The organism is Coleofasciculus sp. FACHB-1120, from assembly GCF_014698845.1.
In the GTDB taxonomy this organism is placed as follows: Bacteria; Cyanobacteriota; Cyanobacteriia; order Cyanobacteriales; family FACHB-T130; genus FACHB-T130.
Genome location: NZ_JACJTV010000026.1, coordinates 42,979 through 58,130 on the forward strand (window position 1 = coordinate 42,979; position 15,152 = coordinate 58,130).

The following is a 15,152-nucleotide window of genomic DNA, read 5'->3' on the forward strand; positions in this document are numbered from 1 at the left end:
TAGAGATCCCCCCCTGCCCCCTTAAAAAGAGGGACTCATGAGTTGATTCTCCCCCCTTCAAAAAGGGGGCAGGGGGGGATTTCGCCTTGGCGAATCAATTAAGATTCCTATATAAATAATTTAGTTTTGTTTAGAAATAAATTTTAGAATAATAAACAACCTTTATTGAGGCATTTTCAGGGCTTTACCAATGTACATAACTGAAATATTGTTGCTAATTCCTACTTGAAATTTACCTGTTTTTTTGTAGTAAATATAAGCAAGCAAGTTTTTATAAATGCTTTCACCAAATATATTAAACCCTTTAATTTCTATACTGCTAAATCCCTGGCTATGCATTAAGGTTGTTAATTCTTGCGGTTTAATAAACTGATTCCAATCGTGAATACCACGAGGAATCTCCTGTAAAATATTTTCTAGTAGCCAAATCATAATGAATTTGGATAGAAAAGTCTTATTAATTGTGTCAAATAAAAATAAACCATTTGGCTTTAGAATTCTATGTATTTCAGAAATTGTCTGTCGTAAATCTGCCACATGTTCTAAAACATCAACACAAACGACAATATCAAAGGTATTGGCACGATAAGGGAGATTTTCAGAATATCCGTGTTGATAGTCAATCTGAAGTCCGCTTAGCGATGCATGATCTTGAGCTTGTTGAATACATTTAGCAGATTGGTCGATTCCTGAGACTTTTACTCCTCTTTTCGCCATAAATTCGCAGGTAAATCCGCCGCCACATCCAACATCTAAGGCTTGCAATCCTTGCCAATTTGAAACATGGCGATCGAAAAAATCAAATCGGGGTTGATTAAGATGATAGAGAGCATAGATTTTCTCGTCTTCCTGCCACCACCTATCGGCACTCAAATCATAAAATTTTAAGTCGTTTTTTTTCAAGGATTTGCTTTCCATCCTGTATCTGGGAAGGTTGATAGGACAAACGTATCTAAGGTATCTAAGGTATCTAAGGTAAGGTATCTAAGGTAATTTTAGTCACTGCTTCAGTGGAAAAATTATGCTGACATTGCGGACTCAATCATTCCACTTCTAGCCTATCGGCATCTAGTAGGATGCCCTTTATGAAAGGTAGCGATCGCTATCTTCGCCACATCTGAACACAAAAGCTAGCCTATACTGCCCGTAGCCGCGCTTCTCGCTTTGTCTCCAGAAGCACAAATCTTAAATCTAAAATCAAAAATATTATCACAAGCCTCGTACAATGAAATATTGCTGGGAATATTGCTGGGAATGAAGGAGCTGATTTTATGCCACAGGCAGTGGGAACGATTGAAACGTTAGGGTTCCCAGCTGTACTAGCAGCAGCAGACGCAATGGTTAAAGCTGGTGCAGTCACGCTGGTTCATTATGCACTTGTAGAAAAAGGGAACTTTATGGTTTCCGTTCGGGGAAAAGTTTCTGAAGTCAACATCGCTGTTGAGGCAGGGATTAAAGCCGCAGAGACAGTCTACGGAGGTCAAGTCATCTCCCACTACATCATCCCCAATCCTACTGAAAATGTTGAGACTATTATGCCCATTCATTTTACCGAGAAAGTTGAACAGTTCCGTATGTCGTAGTTGGTTAACAATCGAAACTTAATTTCGGGTGGATATTGCCAGCCATCCCAGAAAGTCTGGAGATTTTGTTTACTCGATTGTTTGGTCTTTTGTCAAGTCAAAAAGTTGGAAAGTGAAGGCAAGGGGCATTTCCATCAAAAGGTGCATCGAAAATTCGTACAATTAGTTATTAGCTCCACGTAACTCAATTAAATTCAAATTCAGGAGATAGCCAATGCCACAGGCAGTTGGATCGATAGAAACGAAAGGCTTTCCTGCTGTCCTAGCAGCGGCAGATGCAATGGTTAAAGCTGGAAGAGTTACCCTAGTCGGATATATCCGAGTTGGTAGCGCCCGTTTTAATGTCAATATTCGGGGCGATGTTTCAGAGGTGAAAACTTCAATGGAGGCGGGAATTGCCGCAGTAGAAAAAGTTTATGGTGGCGTTGTAGAATCCTGGGTGATTATTCCCCGTCCCCATGAAAATGTTGTAAGCGTTCTGCCAATTGGCTTTACTGAAGAAGTGCAACAGTACCGAGATGCTGTGGAACAGCCGATAGTACGCAGGTAAAGAAAGTGCATTTGTGCTGTTAGCATAGCGGCGCTTTCTTGGCGCACTGAGTGCTGATTTATATCAAAGCTTGTGGTGAAACCCGTTTTCTAGTAGAAAACGGGTTTTTTTATCTGGAAATTCTTAGTTGCGTAGGTTGGGCGAATCGCTACTCAACCCCAAAGTTGTAGAGGTTCGATGGGCAGAGGGCGAGCGTTACCCATCCTACAGATAATTAAAACGACATATTTAGAGGATGTTTGAAAAGTGCTTTTTCAACCGCTATGGGTTAGAGATCCCCTTTGCATCCCCGCGAAGAGAGCGCATCCCTCTGGCGCATCCGCGCCGCTACACGAACGCTAACGCTAAAAAAAAGGGGACTTTGAAGATTTTCCCCTTAAAAAGCAAGGCTAGGAGGGATCTCCAAGATTTCAGCGTCACCTAGAGAACTTTTCAAACATCCCCAAGCTTTGCCAAGAGACGGAAAAATAAGAAATTGTCCTCTGACACCATGATTTCCCTACCAGCCGGAATAGACGATTTTCATACATGGGATAGAGAGCAGATCCCTCTAAAATCTGAGAACTTAAAAACAACCTAAAGTAAAATTCTCAACCACTGTTTTATAAAAATCATGTTTGGAAACCAAATTAAGACAGCAGCATTGCTGGGACTCCTCAGCGGTCTTCTGGTTCTGGGTGGCTATTATCTGGTAGGCAACGAGCAGGGGCTATACCTAGGTCTGGCTTTTGCGGCATTCAGTAGTTTTAGCTCTTGGTACTATTCTGACCAAGCTGCCTTGATGGCGTATCGCGCTCAACCGATTGCCCGTCAAGAGGCTCCAGAACTCTATGATATGGTGGCTTCCCTGAGCCAAAAAGCCGGGATTCCCATGCCCAAGCTGTTTGTCGTGCCAACCAAATCTCCCAATGCTTTTGCAACCGGACGAGATCCGGATCATGCCTCTGTGGCAGTGACTCAAGGGATTATGGAATTGCTTTCCCGCGAAGAACTTGAAGGTGTTTTGGCTCACGAACTCACTCATGTCAAAAACCGCGACACTCTCACTCAGGCGGTTGCAGGCACCATCGCTGGAGCAATTACCTTTGCGGGGCGGATTCTCACGTTGGGAGCGCTCTATGGCCCTGTCACCCGCGATGACCGCCGAGGGGGAAACGCTTTGGGTTCCTTGTTTCTAATCGTTTTGGCTCCGATTGCGGCGGCGCTGCTTCAGTTTGCGATTTCCCGCACTAGGGAGTTTTCTGCTGACTTGGGTTCGGCGGAAATCACGGGGAATCCTTTGGCGCTTGCCAGTGCGTTGGAGAAGCTTGAGGCAATGGGTCATCAGATTCCGATGAATGGCAATCCAACGATGTCGCCGCTACTGATTGTCAATCCTATCTCGACAAAAGGGTTGCAATCTCTTTTCCGTACCCATCCCCCGACTGAGGATCGGATTCGTCGTCTTGTAGAGTTGGCTCAGCAACAAAAGCAACAAAAGCAAATGACTCCAGCGATCGCATAATGTGCAAGCAGTGCTGGTGATGCTTGATTTTAGCCGGTGGTAACGCCGGTTTTTTATTGAATGAGGATGCTAACACCGGAGATGTCTCGCGTTTCGATTATTATTCCCACGCTGAACGAGGCGACGTGCTTAGAACGCACGCTGCGCCAGTTGAATTTACTAGATCCTCCAGCTTGGGAAGTGCTGGTGGTAGATGGGGGAAGTGACGATGAGACAGTTGCGATCGCCCAGCGGATCTTACAAGCGATCGCGCTTTCTTCTCAAGCGCGTGTCCTCTGTTGTGATGTTCGCGGGCGTTCGGTGCAGATGAACCGAGGCGCAGAAGCGGCGACGGGGGATATCCTGTGCTTCTTACACGCAGACACTTCGGTTCCAGATGATTTTGTGGCAGTGGTTGAGCAAACTTTAGCAGATCCAGCCGTTGCTGGCGGCGGGTTTATTTCTTTGATGGCAGGTTCCCAGACGACGCGCTGGGGAGTTTCGCTGCACAATTACCTCAAAACTTACTACGCGCCCCTGCTTTTCCGACCTCGTTTATTTTTTCAGGGGTTGCGATTGTTATTTGGCGATCAGGTGATGTTTTGTCGTCGCGCCGATTTCTGGAAATGTGGCGGTTTCGATCCAGCATTGCCGATTATGGAGGAAGCGGATTTGTGCCTGAAGCTGGTGAAACAAGGGCGGATTCGTCAAGTGAATCGAGTTGTGCAAAGTAGCGATCGCCGTGTGGCAAAATGGGGTTCGCTGAAGGCTACCGCGATCTATCTCTACATCGGCTTTCTTTGGGGTATTGGAGTTGAAGCAACTTACCTGAAAAAGTTTTATGAGGAAATTCGCTAATTAGTGATTAGTTATAAAAGCTGTCTAATTGATCATAATAAAAGAACCCCACCCCCAACCCCTCCCCGCTTGCGGGGAGGGGAGCCAGAGCCGCAGGCGTTGGCGGGGTGGGGTTCCGGGGAGTCGGTAATCAACTGGATTTAATATCAAGGTGCATCTGCTGTCGCTCAACTAACAACTAATAACTCTTTTTTCATTTAAATTCCAGTCGTAATACAGATAGGAAATCGGCGTTGAAGCGTCGATAGGAGCGTCGGTTTTTAAATACAAGCGGATGTATTCAGGAATAGAAGGTGCAACTTTCAGTAAATCGCTCTTGTACCACTTGAAAATTTTGCTACAGTACAGCGTTCCCGTTTGGGAATCGTAGCGAACTTTATCGGGATTGTTAATAAAACGGCTGGCGTCATTCTCTAACTGAGTCCGCACCGATTCCGGAAAGTATGCACCGTTTCGCAACAGCGGACAACCAATAGAAGCACAAACCAGGGCGAAGTGGATGCGGGGTTCGTCAAATTCGCGGCGGAGGATGCCATGCTCGATTTGGTTGAGGCTGTAGCGCTTACCTGCAAAGGAATAGACGGGACGGATAAAGAACAACAGGAAGGCAATCCAGTTGGGAATTCCTAAAATCTTCGGTCGGATGGAGGGGATGGGATAGCGTTCTAGAACTTGATTGATCGCGATCGCATTATATAAATTCAGCCACAGCGCCAACCGTTCATCTGGGTTGGGATAATCCCGCAAATCTAGTTGCTGTAAAGAAGCTAGCCATTGAGGAAGCGCTTGCGATCGCTCTAAAGACCAAGCATGATAATCGACGCGACCTTCTAGATCGACGTATCGGCGCAGTAGCTCATCCCAAACTGTAAAGTCGATCATGGCTCAATACTTTCTCCGAGCGGACAAATCTAACCCCATATTAGAGTTACTCCCAAAACCCGCAAAGAAATAAATTTCTACAGCTTATAGCCAAAGTTTATTTTAATGGCCTTAAATCTTTATCTAGTCAGTATAAAAATTCCATTTAAGAGGAATTTTGCTATTAGAAACAGATTAAAATCTCTTGCTGTATTGTAACTGATGCAAGATGTGTGTCTCCTATAAGTAAAGGAAGAACAATTCACCTTTCCTCTTCTTTTAGAAGATGTTTTCAAAGGTAGGTTTAGCTGTAAAAAAGCTCATAAGACTGAAGCTAAAGTTGCAAACATTAACACCACTTACACGCGAATAAATAACGCATATTAAGCGCAATTAAACGTGTGTTTATCTGGCGATTATCAAAGAATACTCGAAACCTCGGAGGCTTTTATCTATATAGCTATTACTCGGATTGTAGCCGCACAATAAACATTGCCTTCGACTTATTTAAGTTTAAAAAAACTTTTTTAGCTCTATACTTAACAATAGCTTAAGTGTTAAACCCTTTGTTTTCCGTAATTAATCTATAAAAATATAAATTATAGCCAAATAATAAAATAATAAGTTTTATTAGTAACAATTATTTAAGCGATAAAAAACTGATAAAAACATGGGTTAAGCTATCGAACAGCAAAAGTATCTCGTTGTAAGGGATTCAAAATTTGCTCTGCTGCGAGGGGAAAAAAAGCCTTATAGTGCTTCTCGGTTGAGTCAAGTACAGTCAAGACCTAACTTCTAACAGAGTTCCCGGAATCGAGAAAAGGGCTAATTTAAAAGCCTCTCTCTATTCCAAAGAGAGAGCAAAACTTTACCGTATATAAGTGAGAACGGCTATATTATTTTTCTTCTACCTAGAGTGAACCAAAAGAACTACTCACTGTATTTATAGCCTCGTAATAACGTCTCATAATAACGACAAATAATTCGTTCTCCGGCATCTGGAGAGCGAGAAATAATCAAAGGAAAAATGCATGAATGTCTTTGAGTTCGAGATTACCATCCAGAGCAAATCAGGCGATAGTAGCTGGCCTATTGTTGTCAGGTGTAAGCAACCGGATGGCCTAACCATCCATTCAAAAGAGACTCTTGAGCTAAGTCAGGATGACTTCAACGAACTCACTCAACAGCAAGAAAACGAGAGGGAATACGGCACCCTACTAGGCAAAGCCCTGTTTCGAGGGGCTGTGTACGACACCTTTATTCGTGCCCTATCCAAGAGCAGTCAGGACTGTCGCCTGCGAATTTTGCTATCGATTGAAGCGGCTGACAACGACAAAGTAAAGACCTTGCATTGGGAAAGGCTGTGTGCTCCGATTGATGCCGACGAGGATTGGGATCTTTTAGCCCGCGACCAGCGCGTTCCCTTTTCCCTGTACATTCCCACTATTATCGATCGCCGTTTTCCCCCCATTGGGCGACGCGACTTGCGGGCACTGGTGCTGGTAGCGAGTCCCTCTAATATCGGTAAGTTTCAATTAGCACCTTTTGACGTTGAAGCTGTCTTATCTGGAGTCAAGGAAGCGCTTGGTGAAATTCCTTATGAAGTTTTGGCAAATGATGTTGCAGGTGCGATCGGGCCCCCAACCCTACAAGAACTGTCTAAGCAACTGACTAACTCCAAGAAGCCATACACCTTGCTGCACTTTGTCGCCCACGGCAAGCTGCTGGATAACGGAGAAACTGTTCTGTACTGGGCAAAAGCCGATAACCAAGTTCAGCCAGTTACGGGAGAAGAATTACTCTCAGAGTTGAAAAATATCGGTAATCATCAGAGGAGCTTACCTCACTTTGCCTTTCTGTGTACTTGCGAGAGTGCCGACCCTAGAGCAGAAGCAGGATTAGGTGGATTAGGTCAGCGATTGGTCAGAAATTTAGGGATGCCTGCTGTAGTAGCGATGACTCGCAAGGTGAGCGTAGAGACAGGCTTGGCTCTAGGACAGAGCTTTTATCGACGACTCAGAGAGTCCGGAGAGGTAGATACGGCACTACAAGAGGCAACAGCCGGACTGGGAAAGCGCCACGATATTGCTGTCCCGGCTCTATTTAGCCGCTTGGGTGGGCGTCCCTTATTTAGCGATCGCCTTGACGATCGGGATTTAACTGACGAGGAAATCGACTATGGTATTGGCAAGCTGAGCCAACTCCTTCAAGAACGCGCCCCTCATGCCTCCGTACTCAAGGAGAGCTTTAAAAGGCAGGTAGAGACGCTCAACGGTACCCAAGGAGCCGAGTCACGCATAGCGAGTGAACAGCGCCAGCAGGCAATAGTAGAGATCGATAACCTGTGCGATCAAGTCCTGGAAATTAGCTTTGATGCTCTGGCAGCTTTGGGCAAGGAACCACCAGAATACAAGGCTGATTGTCCTTTTCCCGGTCTATCTTCCTTTGCTGAAGAACAATACCATAAGTTCTTTTTTGGGCGCGATGAGCTGATTAGAGACTTACAAAAGGAACTTGCGAAGGATAATTTCTTAGCGGTTATCGGTGCTTCGGGCAGCGGCAAATCATCCGTAGTGCTAGCTGGACTGATTCCTAAGCTTAAAGAGCAGGAGCCAAGCCTACAGTCGGTTCGCATCACACCGAGCAACGAGCCGCTGAAACAATTAGAAATACTGTTAAAGGTATCCCAACAGCCTTCGGTACTGGTGGTAGACCAATTTGAGGAACTGTTCACCCTCTGCGAAGATAAAGCCAATCGGCAAGAATTTATCGACAAGTTGTTACACCTTGCCGAGCGGCGGAAGGTTGTGATTACGATGCGGGCGGACTTTTTAGGAGAGTGTACCTTCTACCCCGAACTGAGAAAGCGGATTGAAACTCGACAAAAATTGGTTGGGCCGATGGAACCGGCCGAACTAATTACAGCGATGAAGATGCAGGCAGATAGGGGAGGGTTGCGCTTTGAAACTGGCTTGAGCCACTCGATTCTCAATGATGTGCAAGGGGAGCCTGGGGCAATGCCACTGCTGCAATATGCGTTGCAGGAACTGTGGAAGCGGCGGCGGGGGCGCTGGATGTGCGATGAGGAGTACCAATCTATCGGTAGAGTTCACCAGGCGATCGCTAAAACTGCTGATGATTTTTACAATAGCCTACCAGCTAAGCAACAAGAGCAAATCCAGAATATTTTCTTGCGCTTGACTCGCCTGGATAAGAATGCCATCCAGGGAGAGAAGCGACGGGACACCCGCCAGCGAGTGGAACTAGAGGATCTAGTGCCGAGTGGGAGCAATCTGGCCCAGACAAAGAAGTTGGTACAGCAGCTAGCGGGTGAAGGGGTACGGCTAGTCGTCACCAGTCGGAACCAAACTACCGGGAAGGAAGAAGTAGAAGTCGCCCACGAAGCTTTAATCCGCTATTGGCCAACATTGAAGGAGTGGTTGAGCCAGAACCGCACTGACTTGCAACTCCGAGAAACCATATGTCAGGCGGCAGAAGATTGGCACCAGCACCAAAAGCAACCAGACCAAAACAGCTATTTAATCCATCAGGGCGGAAGGTTAGAAGATGCACAAGTGTTATTGAAACAGCCCAAATTTGTACATCTCAACCAAGAAGAAGCAGAATATGTCTTGGCTTGTTTGGAGCGGCGCGATCGCATCCGCAGGCAAGAAAAACAACGCAGACATCGCCTGCTTTTCGCCGCTGTCAGCTCAGCTTTTGTCTTTGCTGGATTTGCCATCTTTGCTGGATATCAGTGGCGCGAAGCAGAAAGCGAGCGAATTCAGGCGTTAAGTGCTTCCTCAGAAGCTCAGTTGGCAACAAATCAATTAGAGGCATTGATCGGAAGTTTACAAGCTGCCAAAGAAGTTAAGCAACTGTGGCTGCCAGAAACAACCTTAACGAATAAAGTAATGGGCAGCCTGCAAAAAGTAACTTCTGAAGTCAGAGAACTCAATCGTTTAGAAGGATATGAAAGCTCAGTTACAGATGTCAGTTTTAGCCTAGATGGTCAGATGCTGGCGAGTAGTGGAGATGATGGCACAGTTCGTTTGTCAGATTTACATGGCAAAGAACTCATAAAATTTGTAGTGACTAAAGAGCAAATTAGAAGTGTCAAGTTTAGTCCTAAGAGTCAGATACTGGCAACTGGTGCTGAGGATGGGACTGCAAAATTGTGGGATTTGGAGGGAAAACTATGGAAGAAATTTCCTAAGCAGGAGACAGGGTTATATAGCATCACTTTCAGCCCTGATGGTAAGAAGATCGCTATTGGTTCTGGGGATGGCATCGTTTGCTTATGGAGTTTGGAGGGAAATTTAATCAAAAAATTTCCTGCTCATAATACTAGTAGTAGAGTGTGGGGCATCACTTTCAGCCCTGATGGTGAGAGGATCGCTACTGGTTCTGGAGATGGCACTGCCAAGTTGTGGGATTTGAAAGGCAACCTATTAAAGAAATTTGAAGGGCATAAAGATCGGGTGTTTAGTGTCAGTTTTAGCCCCGATGGTCAGCACCTCGCCACCGCCTCTCAGGACAGCACTGTCAAGTTGTGGGATTTGAAAGGAAAAGAGTTGGGAGAATTGTCAGGACATAAAGACTGGGTGTTTAGTGTCATTTTCAGTCCCGATGGTCAGCACCTCGCCACTGGTTCCAAGGACGGCGTTGTTCGCTACTGGGGTTTGAATGGAAAACTCTTGAAGGAATTTAAAGGGCATAAGAACTCAGTTAGGAGTGTTATTTTCAGCCCAAATGGCAAGCTTTTAGCTACGGCTGGATACGATAACACTGTACGCTTATGGGATTTGCAAGATCGCCAGCAGTTAACTGATTTTAAAGCGCAAGAAGGCACAGTCTGGAGTGTCAGTTTTAGCCCGAATGGCGAGATGTTGGCGACTTCTGGAGCAGCTAGCACTGCTCTCCTGTGGGATTTATCAGATGATAAGCCGTTGGTAGATCCGGTGGTGAAATTCAAAGGTCATACAAATGTAGTTTGGAAGATTAGTTTTAGCCCAAATGGCAAATTTTTGGCTACATCAGGAGGGGATGGCATGGTACGTTTGTGGAGTTTATTTGGTAAGGATCGGGGAAAATTCAAAGGTCATAAAGGTGAAGTTCAAGGTCTAAACTTTAGCCCGGATGGTAGGTTTTTAGCGACCTCAGGAAAGGATGAAACCGCCCGCTTGTGGGATTTGTCTGGTAAGGATACGAAAGAATTCAAAGGTCATAAAGGTGACGTCCTGAGCGTCAGTTTTAGCCCGAATGGCAAACTTTTAGCTACCGCAGGAAACGATGGCATGGTACTAGCTACCGCAGGAGTGGATGGCATGGTACGTTTGTGGAATTCATCAGGTCAGGATCTAAAAAAATTCAGAGCGCATCAAAAACCTATCAATAGCGTCATTTGGAGTAATGACGGACAAAAACTGGCTACAGGTAGTAGTGATGGCACTGTCCGCTTGTGGGATTTGAAGGGAAACCGCCTGGGAGAAGAATTAAAAGGTCATATAGGTGCAGTGCTGAAACTCCGTTGGAGTAAGGATGGTAAGCTGCTAGCGAGTGCCGGAGCTGACTCAACTGCTCGTCTATGGGATGTATCCGGTGTATCCGGTCAATCCGGTGTATCCGGTCAAGAGGTAGCTGTATTCAAAACTTATCAAGGTGAGGTCAAGAGTGTCGATTTTAGGCCGGATGGTAAGCTTCTAGCTACGGGTGGTGAAGATGGAACGGTTAAGTTATGGCGAATTGAAGGATTAGATGAGCTGATGGAGCGGGGTTGCGATTGGGTACACGACTATCTCAATAATCGAGATTCCAAACTTACGCCTGAAGAACGTCAGGTTTGTGATGGTATTAGCACTGCTAGTAGTTCACCAAAAAAGTAGGGAGCGTTAGAGCAAAACGAGGACGCAACTCCGCTGTTGCGATCTTCCCCAGCAACCTGAAAGCGGCGCGGACTTTGACCGCGCCGCAGTTCACTTAAGCGCGATCGCTATTAACTCAATCCCTTCAAAACATTCAAGAGATTGGTGGCGATTGACATTGCTGTTTGCATATCGGTGTTATTAGCTGGAGCTTTTTGGACAGTATTGACAAATTGCTCTAATGATGAAATCAGTTGCGTCTGAACTTGCTTAAGGACAGCTTCATCAACAACTTGCTCTGGAGTTTCCTGAGCCGAACCCTGTGCCAAATTAGAAGGCAAATGCACAGTTTCAATCGTGGGGCGCTCGGTGATCGCATCTTTACTACTACTGACCACTAGCCGGACTGCGGGGTCGCCAATAATCGCATAGTTGCGGGCGTCATTGTTAGCCGTCCACATACCAGCCAAACTCTGATTATTGGGAACCGCGCCAAACTTAATATCTTCTAACTCAATGTTGAGGTCAGAGGAAATTTCGGCATAGCGCTCGTCAAAATACTCCACTGCTGATCCGACTGGATGACCTTCCAACAGGCGCTTCACGCTACTTTGAAAAACTGCTATCTGCCTGCGATCTGCACTAGAACCGCGAATATCTGAACTAGAGAAAGAACAACCCCAAGCTCGATCGACATGACCGATGACAGCGAGGGCACCTCCCTTGGGATGGCTCAGGAGTTTCTGCGGCAAGCGGGCAAGAAACGGGTACGGCGCAATGTCTGGTCGTTCGGAAAGAAATTTAGAGTGACCGTCGAATTCATCCTTTTGGGGGCAGCCAGCACCATAGCAGGCAAAGTGAAAAGCAATCATCCCTAACAGCCGTGCTTGTTCGCTAATATCATCCCCAGAAAAGTAAAAATCTTCCGGAATCGGTTTTCGTCCCCATTGACGACCCGGCCAGTCTTGGCACAGCAATGCGCCTTGGTGGGGTATCTGTCGCGGATCTCCATTGGGAAAACCCATACCGTGACTGGCAGTGAACAGCAAACTAGGCGTTTCGCTGCCTCCTAGCAGCTGTCCCAGACGCGCTTTGGTTGCCTCTTCTTTTATAATCGTTTTCACATCCCAGTTGGAATGTTCCTCAACAACCCATTCAGATAACGGCTGAATCAGGTCTTGAGTGCTGAGATTAGTGGCAGCATCTCCTGGGTTGCACACACCGAAAAAGGCCGCGCTAGGGGATAGGGATAAATTGCCAGTTTCAGCTTCTACTACACTGTGAGCGTACTGCGCGTATTCCTGTAGCGTATCAAAGTAAATGCGACCTATTGCGTACTGAACGCTAAGCTGGGACTGAAAGCGATAGGGAATGGTTACTGGATCTCCAACAATCAGCAGGTAGTAGGGCATTTTATCCGGATCGGCAGGACCTGGCCCTACTCCCTGACGTGCCAAGAAATTCTTTTTTGACTCGTACTGATTTTTTGCCTTGTCGTAACGATAGCCTTGGGTACCTTTGTATTCCTGATAGTAATGCTCGTGCTGTTGAGTCGCTTGCTGTTTGCGATGATCTAATAGCTCGCTGAGCGCCTCTCGAATTGCCGGATCGGCATCGTAAGCAAAGATTACTCCCCAACCTGTTTCTGCGAGGTTTTTGGGGTCTACTCCCTCTATAGGAGCAAAATCAGGCTCTTCTTTTTGTCGCTTTTTTAGCTCGATATCTTCTAGATTGTCTGGATCGAATTCTTCGCCTTGAGCAAACTTAGATACTTGCTCTGCGCTCAAAGGAGGTAGCAAATAATCGCCGCTTGCTCCATCAATTCCATTGAAGAATAGCAGGTCTTCAGACATCTCTTTGGTTCCTGGTTGGTTGGGCGAATAATAACAATTTAATTTTTGAGTCAAACAGATAAAAACCCCAAAAACCTTTAAAGCAGGGACTTTCTGAGTTTCTATCCGTTCTCGCAGGCAAATAAATTTGGTCTAACCCTAGCGGTTACATGGGATAAGCTGCCGACCATACCGCATGAGCGACTTCTGGCTTGGCAATGTCGCAATGGGCACCACTGGTTGGTCCTCCCAGCTCTACGTTACAAATAAACTTGCCGCTTTCTAGGTTGTAGATTTTGCCCGGTTTAAAATCATAAGAGGCATCGCAGGGGAGCATATCCGTGTTTTCCGCTCCCAGGTCATCTCCGCCTAGACCAAAGCTGCCAATTCCACCATATTTAGGCAATTGACCGGGGGCAAAGTCCACACTACTAAAGACAATCTTTCCAGCCAGGGGGTACATCTTGCCGACTGCATAGTCGAACTCAGATTGGGTCGTAACGATCGGACCAGCGACTTTACCTTGAGCGATGATTGAGTGAAAGTAACCAGGATGATTGCGTTCGTATGAAATCTTTGAACAGTAAGACCAGAGCGATACAGCTCCTTGTACCAACACCAAAGAATCCACTGGGCGGACTAACGTGCCCTTTCCTTGCGAACCGTTCAGGATGGCAGAGACAACAACGCATCCAAAGCTGTGACCCATCAGGTGGAACCTCACAGTTGGAGCAGCCTTCTCTTGAAGTGCTTTTAAAAAGTTGAACCCGGCGCTTTCACCGATTTGGCGAGCGCGATCTTTCATTTTCCAATAAGACAGTAACCTCAGGGGGTTTAAAACCTTATCCAAGACCGAACTACTGTCGATGCTGAAACTTACTGGTTCATCTTTACTCGCTTCGTAGATGGCTTCTGGATCGAAACCTTCCCAATCCGAACCCGGTGCCCCACCCTCACCTTCGCTACCCAAACCAGCCTCTTGGTTCAACACTTGGTAGGCGCTCAGTACCTCTGGCGGTAAGGTATCGGGTGCGCTGTCTTCCATTGCCGACCGGAGAATTATTTGTAGGGCTTGCCGCGCTTCCTCAGTGTTGGCAATGCGATCGGCATACTCATCGACTAACCGATCAACTGGATCTTCGTCGTTCACGTCAAAGGACACCGAAGAACTTGTCAATTCTTCATCACCCCAAGGCTTGCTGGGCCAGTGCAGTCCGATGAGTAAGGGACGAAATTCCGGTCGCGCCTGTTTGATTTTTTCAATATCAGCCGTTTGCCCTGCCATTGCGCCAATCCAGTCGTTGTACTGAGATCGCGCTGCGGGAACGTCACCCAACCACCCGTGGCTCATGATGAATACATCTGTGATTGGTTCGCTAGCCAGCGCTTCCAAGATTTTTTGGCTCATCAACCCGCCAGATTCATCGCGTTCTTTGCCTGTGGCATCAAAGGATAGCAGGTAATACTTTAAAGAAGTTCCGGCTACTGTTTCGATTGGCATCTATAAATTCCATTCATCAAATATTTCTATCCAAAGCTTGATGTCAATAGCCAAGAACGAACAGCGCTTGTAAAAAAACTTTGCAAAGCCTTGCTCAGGTAGTACCTATTTCAGTTAGGGTCAGTTCACTGTGAAAGTTGTTTTCAACTGACTGATAGTGCGACTTGCCCCAACCCACTTCTGCTCAGGGCAGGTGACTCAGCAAGAACGTCGTATCACAAACCTATGTCGTTAGTTTATGTCTGACACATATCCATCTATTGCCCCCTTTTTAACCGGATTGGGGCCTCGTAAATGTGGCATCAAAGCTGTGAATTGGTATTACTCAACAATTCAATTTCTTGACGGTTACTGCTGAGGGTTACTGGCTGAAGAAGCTCTACAGGATTTGCCAGCCGAATCCACAAAGTAGCAATTTCCAGCCCTAAAACTACTACTTAAAGGAGCCTAAAAATAGGGCGTGTTTGGGGGTAGTATGGGAACCCACCAAGTACGCTCCCACAATCGTCTTGCCGTGACCGGGAGAGAGGGCGTGCATTGCACCCCATGCAAACGAGCCAGCGATCGCAATCAGCAAGCTTCCCCCACTAAGCCACGCTAATCCAGGCGGCATGAATGAA

General features: G+C 46.3%; 10 protein-coding genes. 5 read left to right on the forward strand and 5 right to left on the reverse strand.

What is annotated here, in order from left to right; translation table 11 throughout:
• Positions 1–162: 162 nt before the first annotated feature.
• Positions 163–918: a bifunctional 2-polyprenyl-6-hydroxyphenol methylase/3-demethylubiquinol 3-O-methyltransferase UbiG gene (gene ubiG / locus H6H02_RS19980; protein ID WP_199329376.1), complete on the reverse strand. Its 756-nt coding sequence runs from the start codon at positions 916–918 to the stop codon at positions 163–165.
• Between the two features lie 353 nt (positions 919–1,271).
• On the opposite strand from ubiG, the gene H6H02_RS19985 reads away from it, so the two are divergent.
• From H6H02_RS19985 to H6H02_RS20000, 4 genes are all read left to right on the forward strand, one after another.
• The gene (locus H6H02_RS19985; RefSeq protein WP_190820977.1) at positions 1,272–1,583 is read left to right on the forward strand and encodes a carbon dioxide-concentrating mechanism protein CcmK; all 312 of its coding nucleotides are present in this window, start codon (positions 1,272–1,274) and stop codon (positions 1,581–1,583) included.
• A 214-nt stretch (positions 1,584–1,797) separates the two neighbouring features.
• A complete protein-coding gene (locus tag H6H02_RS19990) occupies positions 1,798–2,133 on the forward strand; it encodes a BMC domain-containing protein (RefSeq protein ID WP_190820979.1) in 336 nt (111 codons plus the stop codon).
• Between the two features lie 613 nt (positions 2,134–2,746).
• On the forward strand, positions 2,747–3,637 hold the full coding sequence (locus H6H02_RS19995; RefSeq protein WP_190820981.1) for a M48 family metalloprotease: 891 nt from the start codon (positions 2,747–2,749) through the stop codon (positions 3,635–3,637).
• A gap of 81 nt (positions 3,638–3,718) precedes the next feature.
• Complete coding sequence (locus H6H02_RS20000) at positions 3,719–4,474, forward strand: TIGR04283 family arsenosugar biosynthesis glycosyltransferase (RefSeq protein ID WP_190821035.1); 756 nt, start codon at positions 3,719–3,721, stop codon at positions 4,472–4,474.
• Positions 4,475–4,645: 171 nt separating this feature from the next.
• Here H6H02_RS20000 and H6H02_RS20005 read toward each other — a convergent pair whose 3' ends face one another.
• The gene (locus tag H6H02_RS20005) at positions 4,646–5,356 is read right to left on the reverse strand and encodes a DUF547 domain-containing protein (protein WP_190820983.1); all 711 of its coding nucleotides are present in this window, start codon (positions 5,354–5,356) and stop codon (positions 4,646–4,648) included.
• A gap of 1,010 nt (positions 5,357–6,366) precedes the next feature.
• Here H6H02_RS20005 and H6H02_RS20010 point away from each other — a divergent pair.
• Complete coding sequence (locus H6H02_RS20010) at positions 6,367–11,220, forward strand: CHAT domain-containing protein (protein WP_190820984.1); 4,854 nt, start codon at positions 6,367–6,369, stop codon at positions 11,218–11,220.
• Positions 11,221–11,330: 110 nt separating this feature from the next.
• On the opposite strand, the gene H6H02_RS20015 is transcribed toward H6H02_RS20010, so the two are convergent.
• The 3 genes from H6H02_RS20015 to H6H02_RS20025 all read right to left on the reverse strand — a co-directional run bounded on the left by H6H02_RS20015 (position 11,331) and on the right by H6H02_RS20025 (position 15,145).
• Entirely contained in the window at positions 11,331–13,052 is a 1,722-nt protein-coding gene (locus H6H02_RS20015; protein WP_190820986.1) for a hypothetical protein, read from the reverse strand.
• Between the two features lie 145 nt (positions 13,053–13,197).
• A complete protein-coding gene (locus H6H02_RS20020) occupies positions 13,198–14,532 on the reverse strand; it encodes a hypothetical protein (protein ID WP_190820988.1) in 1,335 nt (444 codons plus the stop codon).
• A 433-nt stretch (positions 14,533–14,965) separates the two neighbouring features.
• A complete protein-coding gene (locus tag H6H02_RS20025; protein ID WP_190820991.1) occupies positions 14,966–15,145 on the reverse strand; it encodes a hypothetical protein in 180 nt (59 codons plus the stop codon).
• Between the last annotated feature and the right edge of the window lie 7 nt (positions 15,146–15,152).